This is a genomic window from Gimesia panareensis, from assembly GCF_007748155.1.
Classification (GTDB): domain Bacteria; phylum Planctomycetota; class Planctomycetia; order Planctomycetales; family Planctomycetaceae; genus Gimesia; species Gimesia panareensis.
The window spans coordinates 1282918-1303818 of sequence record NZ_CP037421.1; the positions used below are offsets into that span (position 1 = coordinate 1282918).

Consider the following 20901-nt stretch of genomic DNA (forward strand, 5'->3'; position numbering starts at 1 on the left):
ATTGTAAACAGTTCCAGAGTCTCCTGTCGAAACTGTTTCTGAGATGGTTCACTATTTTCCAGAGAACAATCAGATAATACCATGCAATGGACCGCCGGGAGCACCCAGCTGATCGACGCGGCGGGTGATCTCCGGGTTTTCGATCAGGGGAGGAGCATGGTGTGGTTTGATGCGGGCATCAATGACCAGCGCACCACGACAGCCCCAGTGTTTCTGCTCGGTGAAGGCTTCGATACCGTCGATATCAGATGCCGGATTGGAGCGGGTAAAGACCGTCCACAGAAAGTTATTCAGGCTGGCTGCTGTAAACTCGCTGTCGTCGATCAGGACCACCAGGGGAAAGCCATTGATGGGATGCGACAGATCCAGGGCCGCACAGAACTTTCGCAGATCCTGATTCTGCTCCACAAATCGTGGTGCTTGCACAGCGAGAATACCGGGCCGACAGACGCGCGGTGCAGTAAAGCCGTCCGGCAGTGAGAAGTCTCCCGGTATTTCAGTGGCCAGTTCACGCCTGACCGGTCCCGCGGCCGCCATCACGACTTTGGAACCCATGTTAAATCCGGTACCCGAGTAATCGAGTGTGTCGATCGTCGTGCAGGTTTGGAAATGCAGATCGCGCTGCCAGTCGATGCGTTCCAGCAGATGTGCAAGAAAGTCTTCAATCTCTTCGGCGTCCAGTTGGGGATTGTCCTCCCGGGCGATGATCATCAGGTATTTTGCCAGGCTCAGCTGCCCCTGTCCCAGGATGGCGTTCGCGTTCGTCAGAATTTCCTGGGGCTTGCGCTCCTGATCGTAGGGCGTGTAGCGTTCGCTGCCGACCGCCAGCAGCAGGGGGTGCACGCCGGCTGCATCCACGGCATGGACCTGGTGCACACCTGGAATGACAGACGGAATCGCGGGACCGGTGATCTCATGAATGATCGCGCCAAAGGCGGTATCTTCCTGCGGGGGGCGACCCACCACGGTGAAGGGCCAGATTGCATCGTTGCGATGGTAGATGGCTTCGACATTCATGACCGGAAACGGATGCTTCAGGCTGTAGTAACCCAGGTGATCGCCAAACGGACCTTCCGGCAGCAGCTGTTCCGGATCGACCCAGCCGGTAATACAGAAGTCGGCGTCCGCATACATGGGGAGCCCGCCGGGATTGCGGACCATGCGAATCGCCCGCTTGCTGAGGGCACCTGCGAAGGTGAGTTCAGACAACCTTTCCGGCAGAGGCATCACCGCGGAAAGTGTCATTGCCGGCGCACCGCCCACAAAGACATTCACCTTCAGCGGCTCTCCCTTTTCAATCGCCTCTGCATGATGCACGCCGATGCTGCGGTGGATCTGGTAATGCAGGCCGATCTGTTGGTTCGGTTGATACTCATTGCCGGCCAGCTGAATACGGTACATCCCCAGGTTGGAGTTCATCAGCCCTCCGCGGCGGGGAGATTCCGTATACACCTGGGGCAGCGTTACAAACGGACCGCCATCGTCGGGCCAGCTTTTCAGTTGCGGCAGGTCTTGCAGCTGAATCCGGTTCTGCATGATCGGCCCCCGCGAACAATTGCGGGGCAGCATATGCAGCAGCGAAAAGGGAACGTCGCGATAGCGCCAGGGGTGTTTCCAGAACTGCGAAGGATCAACTTTCAGTTCCACCAGATGATTTACTGCGCGCAGGGCATCGCGAAAAATATATTGGGTGCGTTCCAGGGTACCAAACAGGTTGCTGACCATCGGGAAGCGGCAGTTACGGACATTCGCAAAGAACACAGCCGGGCCCCCCGCCTGATAGACGCGGCGCTGAATTTCAGCTGCTTCCAGGTTCGCATCGATTTCCTGCTCGATTCGAATCAGCTGACCTGTTCGCTCCAGGTCATTGACGCATTCACGCAGTCCACGGTATCCCATCGGGGCACGTTTCCATTCATCCAGTAGTAAATCTTGTCATCGTTCCAGTCAGCAGGTTAACGGTTGCCGGCGAATTATACCACGCTGAAGCCGGGAGAACACTGGATTGACGTTCCGTTTGCATTTGCATTCGGGGAGTGATCTTCTATGATTTGCGTGCAGCAGGATTCTCTTTTTTCGAGCCCGTTATCAGCGAAGAATGAAAAACGCAACATGGAAGCAATAGCCAATGGACTGATATTGCTGATGCTCTCGGTCGGACATGCTGAGCTCTGGATTATGCTGATCAACCGCACGCACGCGCTGAAGATCCCTGATGCCCGGCTCAAACGGCTGCGGCATGTGCTGGAACTGCTGATGGTCCTGTTCCCAATCGTGCTGTTCGCCTCTGTGGGACTCTATCATCCCGGCGTTTTAGCAGGAGGAAAATGGAGCCAGCTCCCCTTCTGGTGGCAGCCGATTTTACTGTTGTGTGCCCTGGGATTCCTGGGGTTGATGTTCTCCGGTGTCCGGCATCTATTCTACAGACCACCGCGACAGCAGACCGCCGGGGAGTCAGAATTGATCCACCTGCGCGAGCGGCTCAATCAGGATCTGATCGGGGAAGGGCCGTATCATTATCTGGCCGGACTTCCGTTCAATGAAATCTTCAGTGTGGAATTCACCCGCAAAACATTTCAGTTACCGCGACTGCCGGAGAGATGGGAAGGACTGACAATCCTGCATCTCAGCGATTTTCATTATTCAGGCACACTCAAACGCGAGTATTTTATTGAGCTCTGTCGAATCGCCCAGGCAACAAAACCGGACCTCATCATTTTCGCTGGAGATCTGATTGACCGAATGGAATGCCTCGACTGGCTGGAAGAGACGCTGGGACCCATGCAGGCACCGCTGGGGCGTTTTTTCATTCTTGGGAATCATGACTGGCACCAGGAAAGTCTGCAGATTCGACAGGCGTTGCGTGAGTCCGGCTGGATTGATCTGACTGCCAAACCCGTGCGTCTGCAGCATGAGGGACATACGCTCTTTATGGCGGGCACCGAGGCGCCCTGGATGGGGGAACTACAGGAAGTCAAACTTTCTGAAGGCAACGCTGCAGATGATTTTCTGCTGCTGGTCAGCCACACTCCCGATAATTTTCACTGGGCAGAACGGGAAGGCTACGATCTGGTACTCTCCGGTCACACGCATGGGGGGCAGGTCCGGGTACCGCCAGTCGGTCCGATTTTCGCGCCCAGTCTGCATGGGACGCGCTATACGAGTGGCACCTTTGCTCGCGGATCCACGTTGCTGCACGTCAGTCGCGGGGTCTCGGGGATTCACCCGCTCCGCTGGTTCTGTCGCCCTGAAATCAGCCTGTTGACCCTGCGTTCGGCAGATAAGAAATAATTCCCGTTTAACGGGGCTGGGCGCCCTGGACACCAGCCTGCCGAATGCCTCCCTTTTCTGTAATCTGGAATTCAGCCCAGACGGGAAGATGGTCAGAGACGGTCAACGCTTCTTTCTCCGAAAGTTTGAAGCGGGTTTTGAAATCATACACGCCGGAGATGCCGGTAAACTCCTGCGAGCGATGTTGGCTGAACAGGATATTATCGTACTGTTTGGACAGCCGCGTATTAGTGGGCGTTTTGGAGACGGTCCACATCAGGTCAGCGACACGTCCCAGTTCTCCCAGGTGCTGGTCGTCTACGTTCAGATCGCCCAGCAGAATCACATCGTCTTCCTGGCTGCCGTCATTGGCAACGACCCGATAGACATCGTCGAGCACGTTGAGTTCCTGGTCGGTTTCATCCGGATCGGTGTGAATGTTGATCAGGGTGAAGCTGAAGGGATTCTCGCTGGAAGGGCTCAAGGTCTGGAAGTGTGCGACATACGGGGGACGGTGCAGCTTGTCGTATTTGTCGATCACGGTGTAGGTCCATTTTTCATTCACCCTGATCCGATCGGTATTATAAAAGTAGGCGTACTGTTCTTTACTCGCCGTTCTACCCTGTCGGGCACCGACAATATAAGCGTAGCGGTGATCACCGGTATTCACGATGTTGAGAAAATCATCCAGAAACGACTGATCCTGGGCACGGATTTCCTGAATTGCCACGACATCGAACTGCTGAATGATGCGTGCCAGGATCTGGGGAACCTGTGGCTTAGACATCTTACTGACCCCAAACACCTGAATATTGAAGCTCGCGATGCGAATCGTCTGGTCCGAGCGGGGCAGATCGATTTCAGTGGCATCCCAGTCGGCGGGAGTAGAACTGGAAACGGTGCTGGAGATAAAATCTTTGACCCAGCGCGTGACCTGCTCCTGTTTACCACCGAAGTGAATCGCTCCTCCGCTGAGTAGACCGATCAGCAGTAAAGCCAGGCCGCGGAGTTTCCAGGATTTGATGAATGAGGTTTTCTTTTTGGATTTGGAAGCCATAGTACCATCCGTGGTAATGCGTATGACGGGAAATCGAAGGGAAGAACAGGGGGGGCTGTTCCGGGGAAAACCCGGGCAGAAAGGGGGCCGAAATTTAACAGATTTCAGCTCACGCGCGTAGGGCAATTCCGGGTAGACTGGAAAGTGAGCGCAAGTGCCGCTTGTGGCGGCTCGGGAGATGCGATAGTCTGGACCTCACTGAAATTCCAGTCGACATTTCCTGATGTATCTTACTGTCTGGCAATATCTTACACGAAAGGCCACTCTGCTTTGTCTCGACGGATCACCATCACGGTTCCTTCGCTCAGCCTGGGCGGTGCGGAAGGTGTGGCTGCGATGATGGCCAATCACTGGGCCGCCGAGGGGGATCAGGTCACGCTGATTACCCTCGATTCGGCAGAGACGGACACATTCAAGCTGGTTCCAGAGGTGCAGCGCTTTGCGCTGGACGTGATGCACGATTCGGGAAATCTTTTTCAGGCGGTGGTGAATAACCGTCGACGGGTGCAGAAGCTGCGATCTGCGATTACCGAGTCGAAGCCCGACGTGGTCATCAGTCTCACCGATCGCATGAATGTGCTGACGCTCCTGGCAGCCGGGAAGTCGCGGTACTCCGTGATCGTTTCCGAACGCTCTGACCCCCGCCACCATCCGATGGGCCGCGTCTGGTCTTTCCTGCGCAAGCGAACGTATCCCCTGGCAGCGGCTGTGGTCGTTCAAACCCGGGGCGTGGCCGACTTTTGTCGCACCTGGCTTCCCGCTACCCACATCGAAGTCATTCCGAACGCGGTGCCTGCGCCCCGTTCGTCCGGGATACCTGTAGTGACAGAAGAAATCGTCAAAGCGCGACCTGCCTCACATGTCGTGCTGGGCATGGGGCGGCTGTCATACGAAAAAGGTTTCGATCTGCTGATCGATGCCTTTTCAAGACTGGCAGCGAAATACCCCGATTGGAAATTACGCATCCTGGGAGAAGGGCCGATGCGAGAATCACTGCAGGCTACCATTGATCAACGTGGCCTGCAGGATCGCATAGAACTGGCAGGGTGGGTAGCCGATCCCGAACGGGCCCTCGACCAGGGGGATCTGTTCGTGCTTCCCTCCCGCTATGAAGGTTTTCCCAATGCACTACTGCAGGCAATGTCGCGGGGTTTACCCTGTATCAGTTTTTATTGTGAAAGCGGACCTGCAGATATCGCACGGGAAGGGCTGCCGGTGGGATTAGTGCCTGCAGGGAATGTAAGTGAACTGACAGAACGGATGCAGGAATCTATGTTAGACGAAACAGTACGTCTGGAAACAGCATTGCAGAGCCTGCAGGTGAAGCAACGGTTTTCCCAGGAACGCTATTTTCAATCGTGGGATCAGCTGATCGAACAGACCCTGACTGGAAGAGAGACATAATGCAACAGTACGTCATACTCAGACACGATCACCCCGAACTGCACTGGGATCTGATGCTCGAAGAAGGGGATGTCCTCAAAACCTGGCGTCTGCCCCAGCCGCCGGAGATCGACCCGGCGTTAGATGAATCGTCGCTGGACCTGACCGCAGAGGAGTTACCCGATCATCGGCTGGTCTATCTGGAGTACGAGGGGCCGGTCAGTGGAGACCGTGGCGAGGTGACTCGCTGGGATCGCGGGACGTTTACGCTGCTGGAGCGGAGCGAAGATCAGCTGGTGGCACTACTGACGGGCGAGGAACTGGCGGGCCGGATCACACTGAAAAAGACAGATCAGGAACATCAGTGGAGCCTGAATTACACCGCTTTCTTTTGAAGGGCTGTCATTATCTTAGAGGCGAAAACGAGGGGCGCTACTGCTTTCGGGACTCGTTCGCTTTCCCGGCAATTTGAAACACTCCGGGTTCGACCTTGAGAACCGTCAGGTCGGGGAGGTCGGAATCGGGGCGGTCCAGATGCACGATCAGGGCATCGTGCTCATTCACCTGGCTCCACTCGATCTGCCAGCCTTCGGCACGGGCTTCCTGGATCAGTTTGGTAATCGCTTCGTCGATGGGAATCGGCAAGAGTCCCGCCCGGGCATGCTCCAGTTCAAGAACCAGGCGGTTCTCTTTCATCAGCCAGGGTTTGAATCTCAGGCTGATGATTCCGGACCATTTTTTCAGAGTCAGGTGAAAGCCGACTGCGACCTGTCCCTGTTCAAAATGCACACGCGGATTGGTGATCCCTTCCGGCACCCATTCGTTGTATTTCTGGTGCAGCTCTTCCGCCAGCCAGGCATTGACTTCCTGTTCGCTGAACTCCTGTGACCAGAGCGGTTCCTGATTGTGGACGTCGTTCACGATCTGCATGGAATGCTGGACGAATTCCTTCGCTTCCTGCTGCCTGACTTCAGGTTCAACCTGTTGCTGGAGGGCTGCCTGATAGAATTCAGGCACCTGAGCAGAGGACCAATACAGTCCGCCGGCGATCCCACCCAGGATCAGGAGCAATAAAATGGAGAACAGCAGGAATCGTTTCATGCACAAATGCTAGGTCGCAGGGGAAATACGGTCAAGACCGTTCAGAGAGCCCGGAATCGCCAGAAAAGGTGAAATTGCGCTAAGTTGATTCTTCGAAAATACTTGTCGAATGCATGTGGGTGTTTTATGATCAGCCGGACTCAGTCAGGACTGTTACCTGCCGCATCCCGATTGTGTCCATTTTCCGCAGCGGGAATAATGGAATTCCCGTCCGTCAGATAAAGAAATAAGAGCCCGTTTATGAGTACTGTTCGAACACGTTTTGCCCCCAGTCCCACCGGTTACATGCATATTGGCGGGATGCGTACGGCCCTGTTTAACTGGCTCTGGGCCCGGCATAATGGCGGGCAGTTCATTCTGCGGATTGATGATACCGACCAGGAACGAAATATTGCCGCGGCTTTGGATCCCATTCTGCAGGCCTTCAAGTGGCTGGACCTCAACTGGGATGAAGGTCCGGAAGTCGACGGCGACTTTGGACCCTATTTTCAGTCGGAGCGAAATGATCTGTATCGGGCTACGGTCGACAAACTTCTGGCAGAGGGTAAGGCCTACTACTGCTACGACACACCGGAGCAGATTCAGGCCGACCGGGAAGCCGCCCAGAGCGAAAAACGTAACTATCTGAATATCCGCCGTTCGCTGGAACTGACGGAGAGCGAGAAAGAACAGTACGCCGCCGAGGGACGTGCCGCGGTCGTGCGTCTGCTGGTGCCCCGCGATCAGAAAATTCAGATTGACGATGCGGTCCGCGGTCATGTCGAATTCGACGCCGGTCTGATGCCCGATCCGGTCATTCTGCGTGCCAATGGAACGCCTCTCTATAATCTGGCGACAGTCGTGGATGATGCCCAGATGCAGATCACGCATGTGATTCGAGCTGAGGAGCATCTTTCCAACACGCCGGTGCAGGTGCTGATCTACCAGGCACTGGGGTACGATCTGCCTCAGTTCGCCCACATTCCGTTCGTGGCTGCACCAGGTGGAAAAGAGAAACTCAGCAAACGCAAGCTGGATAAATATCGTAAGAGTCCCCAGTTCAAAAAGATGTTCGACAAGGCGGATGCCGTCTTCCCGCGAATTGGTCTGGAGAATGCGGAGGGGCTGGACCCGGTGATGGTCGAGTACTACGAAAAGATCGGCTACCTGCCCGAAGCGATTCTGAATGCTTTGGCGCGGCTGGGCTGGTCTCTGGATGATAAAACGGAAATCATGTCGCTGGACACCATTGTTGAGAACTTTACGCTCGATCGTGTTGTCAAAGCGGCAGCAGGACTGGATCCGGATAAACTGCTCAGCTTCCAGGCACACTGGATGAATCAGCTGTCCCTGGATCAAAAGGTAGAGATGTGCAGCCCGTTCCTGGTGAAAGCGGGGCTGGTAGAGGATGCAGCCGACGAGGCAACAAATCAAAAGATCGGTCAGGTGATTACCGGCATGGAAGATCGCCTCAAGATCGCCAGCGATATTCTGGATTTCGATGAATTCTTTATCGCCGACGACAAACTGGAGTACGATTCCAAAGCCTTCAAAAAACGGATAAGGAAATCAGATGATGCGGTGCCGCTGCTGGGAAAAATCAAAGACCAGCTGGCAGCCGCGGATGACTTTAGTGCAGATGCATTAGATAAGCTGCTGCACGATTTTGTCGAAGCAGAGGGGATCGGTATGGGGCAGATTATTCATGCCCTGCGGGTCTCCGTGAGTGGAAAAGCAACCGGGATTGGCATGTTTGACTGCCTGTCAATTCTCGGTAAGGAGAGTTGTGTCAGACGCATCGACCGGGCGATGGCGCTCGCTCAGAGTGACGAAAACTGAAAACGGAAACAGGCTGGTCCTGTGATTGATGCAATCATTTAAGGAGTAGGGGATGTCAACTCCCGAAGAAAAAACGTCAACGGATTTTATTCGTACGATCATTCAGGAAGATAACAAAACGGGCAAACACGACGGCCGCGTGCATACGCGGTTCCCGCCCGAGCCTAACGGTTATCTGCACATTGGTCATGCCAAGTCGATCTGCCTCAACTTCGGGATTGCCAATGAAAATCCCGGCGGTAAGTGCAATCTGCGCTTTGATGACACGAACCCTGAGAAAGAAGATGTGGAGTACGTCGACTCGATCAAGGAAGACGTGCGCTGGCTCGGTTTTAACTGGGAAGATCGCGAATTTTACGCCTCCGATTATTTCGATCAGCTGTACGATTTCGCCGTCACCCTGATTAAAAAGGGGAAAGCCTACGCCTGCGATCTGCCCGCGGATAAGATGCGCGAGTATCGCGGGACCGCCACCGAGCCCGGCAAGCCCAGCCCCGGACGTTCCCGCTCCGTCGAAGAGAATCTGGACCTGTTCGAACGGATGAAGAACGGCGAGTTCAAAGAAGGCGAGTATGTGCTGCGTGCCAAAATCGATCTCGCTTCGCCCAACTTCCACATGCGGGACCCCGTGATTTACCGTGTGCGCCATGTGCACCATCATCGTACAGGGGATAAGTGGTGTATCTATCCCATGTACGACTACACACACTGTCTTTCGGACTCGATTGAAAAGATCACGCATTCGATCTGTACGCTCGAGTTTGAAGATCACCGTCCGCTGTACGACTGGATTCTGGACGAGCTGGAAGTCTTTCATCCGCAGCAGATCGAATTTGCCCGGCTGAATATGACCTACACCGTGATGAGCAAACGCAAGCTGCTCGAACTGGTACAGGGGAAATACGTGTCCGGCTGGGACGATCCCCGGATGCCCACCATCTGCGGGATGCGCAGGCGGGGTGTGACTCCCGAAGCACTGCGCGAATTCTGTAAAACGATCGGCGTGACCAAGTACAATTCGATGACCGATAAGGGCGTGCTGGAAAACTGTATTCGGGATCACCTGAATCAGGTTGCGCCGCGTGTGATGGGGGTTCTGAATCCACTACGTGTGGTGATTGAGAATTATCCGGAAGACACATCCGAAGAACTGGATGCCATCAATAATCCGAACGATGAATCGGCGGGAACCCGCAAAGTGCCTTTCTCGAAAGTGATCTACATCGAGAAAGACGACTTTATGGAAGATCCGCCTAAGAAATTCTTCCGCCTCTCACCGGGCAAAGAAGTGCGACTGCGTTACGCTTATTTTGTGACCTGCACTGATGTGGTCAAAGACGAAAATGGTGAAGTGATCGAACTCCGCTGTACTTACGATCCCGAGACCAGGGGCGGCGATGCTCCCGATGGTCGTAAAGTCAAGGCGACGATCCACTGGGTCTCTGATGCTCATGCCCTGGATGCCGAAGTGCGGCTGTATGACCACCTGTTTGATCAGCCCGACCCCGAAGATCTGCCGGAAGGCGTGGATTACAAGTCCAATCTGAATCCGAAATCCTTACAGGTATTATCAGGCTGTAAGCTGGAGCCGGGCCTCAAAGCAGCGGAGCCGGGCAGCCGGTTCCAGTTTGAACGGCTGGGATATTTCTGTGTCGATACGAAAGACTCGGAACCAGGCAAACCGGTCTTCAACCGGACAGTCACACTGCGTGATACCTGGGCCAAAATCGGGAAACAGAAATAAGCGACTCTCTAGCGGCGCATAAAAAACACTCGTCGAACGGAAGTTCGACGAGTGAGCCCATGCACTTCAAAGTGCTCATGTCTTTCCAACTTTGAGTTAGGGTGTCCGTTGTGCGACAGAGATATTGCTGCCTGCAGTCACGGGAGCGGTCTGCTCGGTACGAGGTACCCGGCGGGTCCAGCCGCTGGCACGTACGATCGAAGGCAGAGGTCTGTCGGAAGTGTCAGGTTCATAACCGGCACGGCGTGTGGGGGGGAGTGCCGGTGCCGTTGATTCCTGCGGTACTTCATAAGAAGAGCGACGGAAGGACGAATCGTTGTCCAGGCTTGATCGTCTAGGATCGGAAGCCGGATCACGCTTGTATTGTTCGCCATTCGCATCGAAAGAATCGTCGTACTTCTTTTTGTTCAAAGCAGATCGCTGACGGATTGGTTCCGGAGCTTCCGCAGAGATATAAGGTTCCGGTGACGGCAGTAATGCGGTTGCGGTCCCACCAAATCCATCGCTGGATGGATAGATATAGGCTGTCCGAGTGGTGGGAATGGATCGCATCACGGTCACTGGTTTCATGGCGGTGACGGTGGTTTTAACGTAGCGGGTGCTGTTAACAGCCACTTTACGGGTTGTGGTGTAAGGCACCATTTTGGCGACGTTGTAAGTCACTTTGCGGCTCTGGTGCACGGCGACCTGACGTGTGACTGGCACATTCTGTGTCACAACATTTGGCACATAGTGACGTGTGGTTCGATACTGGGGAGTGAACGCCATTCGCATGGAATACCCGGTACGGTTCAGCCAGCCCATCATGTTGGGGCGGTTGTCGTACTGACAGGGAGAAACCTTCGGGACGCACTGACGTTGTGTCACCCAGCGGCCCATGTCCCGTTGTACCTGGCGGCACTCGGTGACGTTCTGGTAAGTGGTGTAAGGTACGTCTACCGTGCGAGGCTCCAGGACCTGACGATAGGCGGTGACCTGCTGATCCACATACTTGGTTTCCACCACAGGCTTCATCACGGTCTGCTGGACAGGCCGGTATTCTGTGACAGGTACCTGACGGTAGGTGGTTTGAGTGACCGGGATCGGACACTGGACCACCGGCTGTGGACAACAGTTTTGAACCACGGGCGGCGGTGCACAGGAATTACAATTGTTGAAAGGCATCCACTGGGCCTGAGCCGTCCCGGCAGCCATCGAGAACAATGTAACTCCCACAACGGGAATTGTACGAATAACGCGTTTTAACATGAGCTTGTCCTACAAAGAGAGTCTTTGAGAGGGGTATTGGAAAGAGTAATGTGAAGTGAACAACGTCTGGCGACTAAGGCTGGTCGCCGGACCATTGCGATGGGGCAGGTTTTTTATGAAAATTTGAAATTGGGGTCAAGTGGGATTCGACAAATTGCCGATAAGGGCGATTTCCGGATTCTCGTTCTCGTATCTAATTGACCGCTTTCATTAGGTTTACGCAATTTATTTCTTTTTCAGAGTTTCCAGAACGGGCAGATATTTCGCGTGTGAAGCAATGGATTCGCCGAGAAAGTTGATCTCTGACGAACCAGATAGCCGATGAATTTCCTGTTATCGGGCAAAATATCGTGTTCCAGTGGGAAGACTCCTTCCCGATCCGCAAAATGACAACCCGAATTCCTGATAAGAATAAAGATGGGCTTTTCATAGACTTACATCTTTGAAACAGGAAAGATTCAGGTTGCCGGCAATATGGAGATTGCTGTAAAATCAACAGATTCAAACTACGATCAACGCTCTCAATTACTCGATCCCTTCACTTCTGCCCGGTTGTTTAGATCGAACGAGAGATCGACTTAGGTGCAACACGGAAGTGTTCTGTGGATAATCTCTCCCCTGAAAATCAGGAACGCTCACTCCTCAGTGAGGCGCTGGCTGCAACAACCCAGTTTGTGGTAACCCACGCGCGGCTGAGTCTGGCTTTTGCGCTGGTCGTTTCCATCGGCTGTGTGCTGCTGACGGTCTTTCGCCTCGAATTTAAAACGGATCGGGCTGACCTGATCGATCCGACAGCCGCCTTCCATAAGAAGTGGATCAATTACACTGAAAGCTTTGGCAGTTCGTCAGATCTGGTCTGTGTCGTAGAAGCGGAGAATCCGGAATCGATTAAATTTGTCCTGCGGACGCTGGGGCAACGAATTGAAAAGCACCCGGAGCTGTTTGAAAATCCGCTCTATCAGATCAATCCCGGCGATTTACCATCCAAGGGGCTGCAATACCTGACTCCCCGACAACTCCAGGCCGGCCTGGATCGGCTGGATGAATATGGACCCATTTACCGCAACGGTCGCTGGGATCTGACCCAGGTCGATCTGCTCTATGACCGTTTGCGTTATCAGATTCAATCCCGGTCTGCCAGTTACCGGGGCACCGAGCGCGATCAGTCTCTCGAGCCCCTGTTCAATCATGCGGCGATCCTGACCGCCAGCATGGCCCGCTATCTGTCAGATCAGAGTGATTTCCAGTCGCCCTGGCCTTCAATCGTCGCCGTGAATGAACGGATGCGCGAACGGTCTCGTGAGGTCATCTATCTGTTGAATGAATCAGGGACAATGGGCTTCCTGAAAGTCTTTCCGGTACAACAGGAATCCGGCTTTGACGGTGCCACGCAGGCCATCGAAAAGATGCGGACGATTATCGGGGAGGTCGCTGCTGAAAATCCCGAAGCCAAAATCAGTCTGACCGGGATTCCGGTGCTCGAAAACGATGAAATGCGCAAGTCGCAGGCGGACATGATCAATGCTTCGATCATCTCCTGTTTTGGAGTTGGGCTGCTGTTATTCATCGGTTTTCGCGGCTTCCGTCATCCCTTGTTGACACTGCTCATGCTGGCAGCAGGGATGGCCTGGGCCTTTGGTTATACGACACTCACCATCGGACACCTGAATATCCTGTCGGTCTCGTTCGCCGTGATTCTGATCGGGCTGGGGATCGATTTTGGAATCCATTATCTGGCCCGCTACATCGAATTGCGTCATAAGGGAGAAGAACTCGAGCCGGCTCTGCTTAAGACATCACGCACCGTGGGGACAGGGATCGTTGCTGCCGCTCTGACAACGGCCCTGGCCTTCTACTGTGCCGGCCTCACTCCTTTTCTGGGGATTGCGGAACTGGGTTTCATTGGGGGCGGCGGAATTATTTTATGTGCGATTGCCACCTTCCTGGTCCTGCCGGCACTGCTCTCGCAGGCAGATAAGGATGTTGAAGTCAAACAGATGCCGACTCCCTTCCAGGGAAAATGGCTGCAGAAAATCATAGCCCGTTTCCCCCGGATGGTGGCCCTGGGCTCTCTGGCCCTGGTGGCCTTCTGTGCTACCCAACTGGTTCAGAAGACGGACAAGGGTTGGGAATCACGTGTCGTATACGACTATAACCTGCTCAACCTGCAGGCTGCCGGCCTGGAATCGGTTGAGATCCAGAAACGCATTTTCAACGATGCCCATAACTCACTGCTGTTTGCCGTTTCAGTTGCCGACAGCCCCGAAGAAGCACGGGAACTGCGGAAAAAATTTGAAGCCCTGCCGTCTGTGCATCATGTGGAAGAACTTGCCTCACGGGTACCATCACACGCTTCCCGGGAAACGAACCTGCTCGTGCAGTCGTTTCGGGCACAGCTGTCTCATCTGCCCAACGAAACTCCCCAGGTGAGACGGCTCAATCCTTCGGTGATCGGACGAAAACTCGAACAGTTTTATGTCCTGCTCTCAAGCTATCAGACCCCGATGGCACAGAAGACAGCGCGCATGCTGGACCAGTTCCTCAACCGGTTTGAATCATTAACACTCTCGCAGCAGTCTCGCTTCCTCGATGAATTTCAGTATCGTACGACTGCGTCTCTGCTGGGGCAGTTCCGAGCTATTCGTGGTGCCTCCGATTCCACGCCGGTCCGGTTTGCCGATCTGCCCCGTTCGCTGACATCCCGTTTTGTGAGCGCGGAAGGCAAATGGCTGATTCAGATTTATCCCCGGGATCATATCTGGGAGATCGAGCCACTTGAGGAGTTCGTGAAAGAAGTCCGCTCCGTCGATCCTGATGTCACCGGGACGCCTCTGCAGAATTTCGAAGCGGCCCAGCAGATTAAAATCAGTTACAAAACCGCTTCGATTTATGCCCTGGCGGTGATCTGCGTCGTGCTGCTGGTCGACTATCTGAGCCGCCGCCATGCGATGATGGCGCTGGTTCCTTCTACTGTTCTGGCGATCTGTACCTGGTTCATTCTCTATAATCGGGGGACTCCGGTCAGTATTGAAGCGGCGATCGGCATGTTCCTGGTGATGTGCTTTGGCGTGGCCTTCGTACTGGAACGCAGCAGTGTCTTTCATATGTTGCTGACCATGCTGCCTCCAGTTGTGGGGGGGCTGGTCATGTTCGGGATTCTGGCCATGACTTCGATTGATCTCAATCCGGCCAACCTGATTGTTCTGCCTCTGATTCTGGGAATTGGCGTCGATGACGGCGTGCATGTGGTCCATGATTTCCGGATGAAAAAAGGACCCTATAAAACGTCTCCCAGTACCATCAACGCGATCGTGATGACTTCGCTGACTTCGATGATCGGGTTCGGCAGCATGATGGTCGCCACGCACCGGGGTCTTTACAGTGTCGGGCTGGTACTGGTGATCGGCGTGGCCTGCTGTCTGTTCATCTCGCTGGTCACACTGCCGGCGCTGCTCACCTGGATTTCCAACCGGGCGGAAGCAGCGGATTCTGTCAGCATGGACGACTCAGAAGAGCGTTCCAGCAGGCGGAACAAAAAACGTCCGAACCGCGACCGGATGGAAGCAGAAGCCGCTGCCTGAGCCTGGTTACCTGATCCAGCCGCCACCAATCACACGATCCTCGTCGTACAGGACGACCGCCTGACCCGGGGCAACGCCGTATTCCGGCTCATCAAACGTAACGCGAAACCGCTCGTCATCCAGAATTTCCACGGTGCAGTCTGCTTCTTTGTGCTGATAGCGAATCTGCGCCTGACAACGGATCTCTGAACCGGGACTGTCAATCAGCCAGTTGCTGCGGTTCGCTTCCAGTGAGGTCCGCGCCAGATCCTCGCGTGTGCCAATCACAACCCGCCTGGTTTCTGGTTCGATTTTGATTACATAGCGGGGGGAACCAAAGGCGACTCCTAATCGTTTCCGCTGACCGATTGTGTAATTTTCATAACCGGTATGCTGACCGACGACATTACCCGCGGTATCGACCATTTCGCCCGCCGTCTCCTGCTGTCCCCGGTACCGGTTCAGAAAGCCGAAGTAGTCGTTATCGGGAATGAAACAGATTTCCTGGCTGTCCGGTTTGTTGGCGGTCCTGAGACCAGCTTCTCCTGCCATCTCCCGGATTTCCGGTTTGACGAATCCGCCGACTGGAAAAATGATCTTGTCGAGCAGATCGCGATTGATACCAAACAGCACGTAAGACTGATCCTTGGAACGGTCAAGTCCTCGTACCAGGGCCGGCTGAGTTTCACCGGCAACGGGCTTCAACTGGGCGTAGTGTCCGGTGGAAATGTATGAAGCGCCCACCGATTCTGCGAACTCCCACAACTTGCCGAACTTGAGCCAGTTGTTGCACATCACACAGGGGTTGGGCGTACGGCCCGCGAGATACTCGTCGGCAAAATAATCTTTGATCCGGCTGAAAGCGTCTTTGAAGTTGAGGGCGTGAAAGGGGATGTCCAGCATATCAGCCACGCGGCGGGCATCCGCGGCATCACTGGCGGAGCAGCAGCCCTGCTTATGTGATTTCGTATTCAGAACCGGGAGGCTGTTGGGGTCGTCGATTGCGCAGGCCGTCTCTTCGGTCGCACCGGACCGCATAAACAGACCAATCACCTCGTAACCCTGTTCCAGTAAAAGATGGGCGGCTGCGGAGCTGTCAACTCCACCACTCATCGCCAGGACAACACGCTCAGACATCGAATACTACTCACAATGATCAGAAAAAATGTGTAATTTTGCTTTATTATAGGCGCCCCTGAAATTGATCACAGGCTCGAGGCTCGGCCAGAGAGGCGAATTCACCTGAAAACGCAGGTTTCCTCGCAGAAATGCAGTCAAAACCGGTTGCGACCACGGAAGGTGTTATTTCAGACAGACGTTCGGCTGATTAATTGGCTTCCAGATCAAGGTGCTTGGCTTCGGGCACCTGCCGCTGGATTTCCGCTTCGATTTTGTCGATCTCTTCCGCCAGGGTATCGAGCACATCTTTCGTATACTTCTGACAGAATTCCTCGAAGTCCTGTTCGCTCTGAATTTGTGGATAAGCGGCAAGTGCTTTCTTTTTCAGACGTTTCGACAATTCATCAGGGTCAAAACTCAGATCGACCTTTATGCGGTAATTGTCTATCGACAAGATTCGGGAACGCAGGTCCAGTACATCGTCAATCAGGGGATTGTTCTTCAGAATCCGTTCGACCTGCTGTTTGGTTTCCGGGGGAATACTGGGGCCGACCAGCAGTTCCTGGTTGCGGATGATCAGCCAGATGGCGATCCCTCCCAGCAGGATCCCGATTCCCAGGGAACCGATTGCATCCCAGTAAGGGGAGCCTGTCATCTGACTGAGTAGAATCGCGATCAATGCGATCACGACTCCCAGGCAGGCGGCACCGTCTTCCAGAATGACTGCGACCGCAGCCGGATCTGCTTCCTTACGAAGATAATGGTGAAAGGGCTGTTTCTCTCGCTGGGCGTTTTTCCATTCCCCCTTGAGGGCGAGAATGAAGACCGCTCCGTCAATCACCAGCGCGAACAGCAGCGCGCCGATGGCCCATTTCATTTCGCCGAAGACCAGTTCCGGTGGATGAAAGAGTGACTGCACGCCATGGTACACCGTGACGCCGCAACCCAGGAAGAAGATCCCGACGGCAGAAATCAGTGCCCAGACATAGCGCTCGCCCGCATAACCATACTCAAAACGACGATCCGGCACCCGGTCGGCGCGCACCAGGCCGATCAACAGCAGGAACTGGTTCAGCAGGTCGGCAATCGAGTGAATGGTCTCTGAAAGCATGGCTCCCGAGCCAGTAATCAGAAACGTAGTCCCTTTCGCAACCGTAATCACGGCGTTCCCGGTCAGGGCGGCGACAACGGCGAATCGGGAGTTACTTTGAGCCATGGCGGGATGCTCCTCGTGTTCTACTGGATAAACAAGCTAAGATAATTCTCTGCTCAAAATAACAGAATTAAATATCGAGTACCATTCAGAATCGTGGCTGGCATTTCTCAGTAGACCAACTCGCGCGAAATGCAGGAGGCTAGATGGACGATAAGTTCTGGCTTACCTGTTTATAGAGTGCCTGATAAAACAGGTCCGGGTCCAGATCAATGGGAATCCCCGAGACGCCACCATCGCCGGTCTCGACGATTTTGGAGCCCCCATTGACTAAACGGACAATGTCCAATGTGAGGAAGGGGGATTCGAACCGGCGGGCAATTTCTTCCCAGTGCGCGAGTTCAACAGGCGGCAGACGATCGGGGTTGGCGGGAGAGACCAGAGCTTTCCCTTGCCAGAAAAAGAGACGCGTCTCTTCAATATTAGGCATTCCCCGCATGTCGTTCCCCTGTTGCAGAACAGGCATGAATTCCCGCAAAACGACTCCCCGGTTGAAAAGTGCTCCCCGTTCACTGCGAAAGACATGAAAGATTTCTGCAAAGCGCTGTTGCTCTGTGTGAGCCGGTATAAAACAGCCGTCCTTCCAATGATTCTTAGCCGATTTCACCCAGTCTTTGATGATGGCATCAGAGCTGGAAAATTCCTGATAGAGCTGCCAGGCTGCTTCCGGATCGTCACCGGAAATCCAGGCAGAACGAGCGGTATCTGATTCGATCAGGGGATACGCGAGCGGCAGATAGTGGGCCTGTGCGTATGCGGTCGGGGTCGTCTGTGGTTGATAACCTTTTCGCTGCAGTGAAGCAAACAGTGCCTGATAGTTCTCTCCTGAAGTCATCCAGCCCCGCAAGAGGAGTTTCTGTTGTGTATCTGAGCGGGGTAAATGTCGCAGCGCCTGATCTGCCTCTCCGGTTTCCAGAAGATCGTGATCGTAAAAGCCGGTTTCAAATCCTGCGGTCCGGGCAGCAGCCAGTTCCGTCTCAAAATCCTGGTCGACATGAGACGTCGAGAAAGGGCTCTGGGGAAACAGGATGAGTGCAGAGGTCATTGGCAGGTACCGGAAGTAAACAGTCACTCATGCCAGAAGAAAGAGGTTAAAATGGCAGTATCGTCATGTGTGACGCAGCAGCCAGACACCTGAAGAAACGCAGAGATTGAACAACATTAAACTGCCGATCAATCTCCAGATTCCTTCAATGAGACACAACAGCCAAAATCGACTGAGGTCTATTTTGCAGTACTGGCCTGGGCGTTATTGAACTTCTTGGAGAATTCAATTTCCGCCTGCCAGTGCTTCACTTCATTCTGAGCAGCCGCTAGAGCAGTGGCTGCTGCCTTGGCAGCGTTCTGAGAAGCCGTCGCTTTGTCTGTGGCCGGCTTCAGTGATTTCTGCAGTGCCACAATTTTCGCTTTGGCAGCATTCAGAGCATCGGTTGTCTGCTTGATCTGCGGCGTGTATTGCGCGATCTTCTGTTGATTGGCTTTGACAGCAGCCTGCTGTGCAGCCAGGTTTTTCTGCTCGGCTGCTTTGGCGGCAACACGCTTGTCAATTGCCGCTTTCAATTTGGCTGCGGCCTCTGCCAGTTCTTTGTCGCCGGCAGCCTGTTTGCTGACGGCTTCCGCTTTCGCGTGTGCTTCTTTAATCGCCGGCAGCGGAGCATCGATGTCGGCAATCTTTTTCGTAGAACCGGTCACATTGGCCTGGGCACCTGCCAGAGCTTTTTGGGCTGCAGCCAGGTTGCCATTCAGGCTGTTGAGCTGGTTCTGCAGATCGGTCTGCTGCTTCTGTGAAGCGGCGATGTCCGCATTGATTTTGTTGACGGCCGTCTGATCTGCCTGAGCAGCGGCAGCGAGTTTCTGATGATTTGCCTGAGCTGCACTGAGACCGGCTGTGGCCTGGGACAGACGTTCGGACAATGGCAGTGGATTCGCTGTCAGTTCGCCGACCTCTTTCCCGTCAGCAGCATTCCAGACTTTGATCTTTCCTGACCAGTCGGCTGAGATCACCTGATTGGTTTCGTCGCAGATGGTCACGCAAACCCCAATATCGCCAAAAGCGGGGAAGGCACGCAGCTGTTTTCCAGCCTGATCCCAGAGCTTGGTGACTTTGTCACGGCCGCAGGTCACCAGCCGGCCGTCGCGGGCGAATTCAATGCTCGAAGTGCCGCCCCCATGGGCGTTCCAGGACTTAATGTTGCTCCCATTTTGAAGTTCCCAGAGTTTGACAGACTGGTCTTCACTACAGGTGGCGACGAGGTTGGAATCAGAACGCCACGTAATCCCGGTGATGCCACCCTTGTGTCCCTTGAGTGTCAGATATTCGTTGCCAGTCGCTGCTTCCCAGACGAAGGCACCGCCGTTACGGTCTCCGGAGCAGAGCAGTACGGAGTCGGGACTGAAGGCCAGTGATGTCATCCAGTCGGTATGTTTTCGGATCTCATAGGCGAGCTCACCCGTGCTGGTTGAATAAACACGGATCACTTTGCCGGGGCTGCCTAACGCAATGAAACGCTGGTCAGAGCTGATGTCGGCACACAGGACGGCATCCAGTTCATCGCCCACTTCAAACAGGCGTTTTCCGGTTTTGACATCCCAGACCACGACGCGTCCACTGGCTGCGGCATGACCACCGCCTGCCAGCAGCAGGCTCCCGTTCCGGCTGAATTTCAGGACATGAGGTACGCCTTCCGGGAAGGGGAGTACTCCCAGAAGTTTCAGTGTTTTGGTGTTGTAAAGGAGAATCTGTTTCTGACCGGCGACAGCAGCGAGCGGCGACCAGGGATTGGTTGCCATTGCGGTAATCGCAGTCGGCAGACTGCTGTGCACTACCGGTTCCAGGTTCAGGTGTGGCGGCATGGGAGGCGGACCGTCAGGTTTTCCACTGGAAGCGCCCTGCAGAGCGAAGTCAAACTTGGGTTTCTTGATGCTGACCTTACTGCCCGCATTTTCCGGGGCACCAATGTTGATCCATTCCTGAATCAGAGCCAGTTCCTTATCGGGCATTTTGTCCGACTTGGGAGGCATGAACGGTTCGGAATCGTGTGTGACCAGCATATACAGGTAACTGCCTTCGGCATCACCGGGGGCCACGGATTCACCTGCAGCACCACCCTGCATCAGACCGGTATAGTTGGTCAAATCCAGACCGGATGCTTTTTTGTCGGTGTTGTGACAGGCAAAACACTTCGCACGAAAGATCGGCTTGATGTGTTCGTCGTAAGTGACTTTGGGCTTCTTATCCTTTCCGGCCTTTTTATCTTCGGCAGACAGAGGAGAAGAGATCAAAGTCAGGATCAATCCAGCTGCAATCAGAGTGTTACAGAACTGGCGGCACCGGTTTGCAGTGATTAAGTTTTTCATAGTCTCAGCCATATATTGAAACGGGCTTGGT

Annotated in this window: 14 protein-coding genes; 6 read left to right on the forward strand and 8 right to left on the reverse strand. The window is 54.3% G+C overall.

Annotated elements, in window-relative coordinates; all coding sequences use genetic code 11:
- Window positions 1-69: 69 nt before the first annotated feature.
- Entirely contained in the window at window positions 70-1899 is a 1830-nt protein-coding gene (locus tag Enr10x_RS04960; protein WP_145448314.1) for a UbiD family decarboxylase, read from the reverse strand.
- Between the two features lie 213 nt (window positions 1900-2112).
- On the opposite strand from Enr10x_RS04960, the gene Enr10x_RS04965 reads away from it, so the two are divergent.
- A complete protein-coding gene (locus Enr10x_RS04965) occupies window positions 2113-3291 on the forward strand; it encodes a metallophosphoesterase (protein ID WP_197997484.1) in 1179 nt (392 codons plus the stop codon).
- A gap of 7 nt (window positions 3292-3298) precedes the next feature.
- Here Enr10x_RS04965 and Enr10x_RS04970 read toward each other — a convergent pair whose 3' ends face one another.
- Entirely contained in the window at window positions 3299-4327 is a 1029-nt protein-coding gene (locus Enr10x_RS04970) for an endonuclease/exonuclease/phosphatase family protein (protein WP_145448316.1), read from the reverse strand.
- 270 nt (window positions 4328-4597) lie between these two features.
- On the opposite strand from Enr10x_RS04970, the gene Enr10x_RS04975 reads away from it, so the two are divergent.
- Complete coding sequence (locus Enr10x_RS04975; protein WP_145448317.1) at window positions 4598-5731, forward strand: glycosyltransferase family 4 protein; 1134 nt, start codon at window positions 4598-4600, stop codon at window positions 5729-5731.
- The gene (locus Enr10x_RS04980; RefSeq protein ID WP_145448318.1) at window positions 5731-6105 is read left to right on the forward strand and encodes a DNA polymerase ligase N-terminal domain-containing protein; all 375 of its coding nucleotides are present in this window, start codon (window positions 5731-5733) and stop codon (window positions 6103-6105) included. The genes Enr10x_RS04975 and Enr10x_RS04980 overlap by 1 nt, the downstream gene beginning before the upstream one ends.
- 37 nt (window positions 6106-6142) lie before the next feature.
- On the opposite strand, the gene Enr10x_RS04985 is transcribed toward Enr10x_RS04980, so the two are convergent.
- A complete protein-coding gene (locus Enr10x_RS04985) occupies window positions 6143-6811 on the reverse strand; it encodes a hypothetical protein (RefSeq protein ID WP_145448319.1) in 669 nt (222 codons plus the stop codon).
- Window positions 6812-7051: 240 nt separating this feature from the next.
- Between Enr10x_RS04985 and gltX the strand changes: the two genes are divergently transcribed.
- Both gltX and Enr10x_RS04995 read left to right on the forward strand, forming a co-directional pair.
- The gene (gene gltX, locus Enr10x_RS04990) at window positions 7052-8629 is read left to right on the forward strand and encodes a glutamate--tRNA ligase (protein ID WP_145448320.1); all 1578 of its coding nucleotides are present in this window, start codon (window positions 7052-7054) and stop codon (window positions 8627-8629) included.
- A gap of 52 nt (window positions 8630-8681) precedes the next feature.
- Window positions 8682-10373: a glutamine--tRNA ligase/YqeY domain fusion protein gene (locus Enr10x_RS04995; protein ID WP_145104578.1), complete on the forward strand. Its 1692-nt coding sequence runs from the start codon at window positions 8682-8684 to the stop codon at window positions 10371-10373.
- Window positions 10374-10469: 96 nt separating this feature from the next.
- On the opposite strand, the gene Enr10x_RS05000 is transcribed toward Enr10x_RS04995, so the two are convergent.
- Window positions 10470-11621, reverse strand: coding sequence for a hypothetical protein (locus Enr10x_RS05000; protein ID WP_145104581.1), 1152 nt, complete (start codon window positions 11619-11621; stop codon window positions 10470-10472).
- Window positions 11622-12223: 602 nt separating this feature from the next.
- On the opposite strand from Enr10x_RS05000, the gene Enr10x_RS05005 reads away from it, so the two are divergent.
- Window positions 12224-15202: an MMPL family transporter gene (locus Enr10x_RS05005; protein WP_145104583.1), complete on the forward strand. Its 2979-nt coding sequence runs from the start codon at window positions 12224-12226 to the stop codon at window positions 15200-15202.
- Between the two features lie 6 nt (window positions 15203-15208).
- Here Enr10x_RS05005 and mnmA read toward each other — a convergent pair whose 3' ends face one another.
- The 4 genes from mnmA to Enr10x_RS05025 all read right to left on the reverse strand — a co-directional run bounded on the left by mnmA (window position 15209) and on the right by Enr10x_RS05025 (window position 20870).
- The gene (gene mnmA / locus Enr10x_RS05010) at window positions 15209-16318 is read right to left on the reverse strand and encodes a tRNA 2-thiouridine(34) synthase MnmA (protein ID WP_145104585.1); all 1110 of its coding nucleotides are present in this window, start codon (window positions 16316-16318) and stop codon (window positions 15209-15211) included.
- Between the two features lie 190 nt (window positions 16319-16508).
- Entirely contained in the window at window positions 16509-17516 is a 1008-nt protein-coding gene (locus Enr10x_RS05015) for a cation diffusion facilitator family transporter (protein ID WP_145104587.1), read from the reverse strand.
- Window positions 17517-17655: 139 nt separating this feature from the next.
- Window positions 17656-18558 carry an ATP-grasp domain-containing protein gene (locus Enr10x_RS05020; RefSeq protein ID WP_145104589.1) on the reverse strand — a complete coding sequence of 301 codons (903 nt, stop codon included), beginning with the start codon at window positions 18556-18558 and terminating at the stop codon, window positions 17656-17658.
- Window positions 18559-18737: 179 nt separating this feature from the next.
- Complete coding sequence (locus Enr10x_RS05025; protein WP_197996398.1) at window positions 18738-20870, reverse strand: c-type cytochrome domain-containing protein; 2133 nt, start codon at window positions 20868-20870, stop codon at window positions 18738-18740.
- Between the last annotated feature and the right edge of the window lie 31 nt (window positions 20871-20901).

Excerpts from the sequence above, each read along its gene's own strand:
- Enr10x_RS04960 (WP_145448314.1), bottom strand. The coding sequence starts at position 1,899 with ATGGGATACCGTGGACTGCGTGAATGCGTCAATGACCTGGAGCGAACA.
- Enr10x_RS04965 (WP_197997484.1), top strand. The coding sequence starts at position 2,113 with ATGGAAGCAATAGCCAATGGACTGATATTGCTGATGCTCTCGGTCGGA.
- Enr10x_RS04970 (WP_145448316.1), bottom strand. The coding sequence starts at position 4,327 with ATGGCTTCCAAATCCAAAAAGAAAACCTCATTCATCAAATCCTGGAAA.
- Enr10x_RS04980 (WP_145448318.1), top strand. The coding sequence starts at position 5,731 with ATGCAACAGTACGTCATACTCAGACACGATCACCCCGAACTGCACTGG.
- Enr10x_RS04985 (WP_145448319.1), bottom strand. The coding sequence starts at position 6,811 with ATGAAACGATTCCTGCTGTTCTCCATTTTATTGCTCCTGATCCTGGGT.
- gltX (WP_145448320.1), top strand. The coding sequence starts at position 7,052 with ATGAGTACTGTTCGAACACGTTTTGCCCCCAGTCCCACCGGTTACATG.
- Enr10x_RS04995 (WP_145104578.1), top strand. The coding sequence starts at position 8,682 with ATGTCAACTCCCGAAGAAAAAACGTCAACGGATTTTATTCGTACGATC.
- Enr10x_RS05000 (WP_145104581.1), bottom strand. The coding sequence starts at position 11,621 with ATGTTAAAACGCGTTATTCGTACAATTCCCGTTGTGGGAGTTACATTG.
- mnmA (WP_145104585.1), bottom strand. The coding sequence starts at position 16,318 with ATGTCTGAGCGTGTTGTCCTGGCGATGAGTGGTGGAGTTGACAGCTCC.
- Enr10x_RS05015 (WP_145104587.1), bottom strand. The coding sequence starts at position 17,516 with ATGGCTCAAAGTAACTCCCGATTCGCCGTTGTCGCCGCCCTGACCGGG.
- Enr10x_RS05020 (WP_145104589.1), bottom strand. The coding sequence starts at position 18,558 with ATGACCTCTGCACTCATCCTGTTTCCCCAGAGCCCTTTCTCGACGTCT.
- Enr10x_RS05025 (WP_197996398.1), bottom strand. The coding sequence starts at position 20,870 with ATGAAAAACTTAATCACTGCAAACCGGTGCCGCCAGTTCTGTAACACT.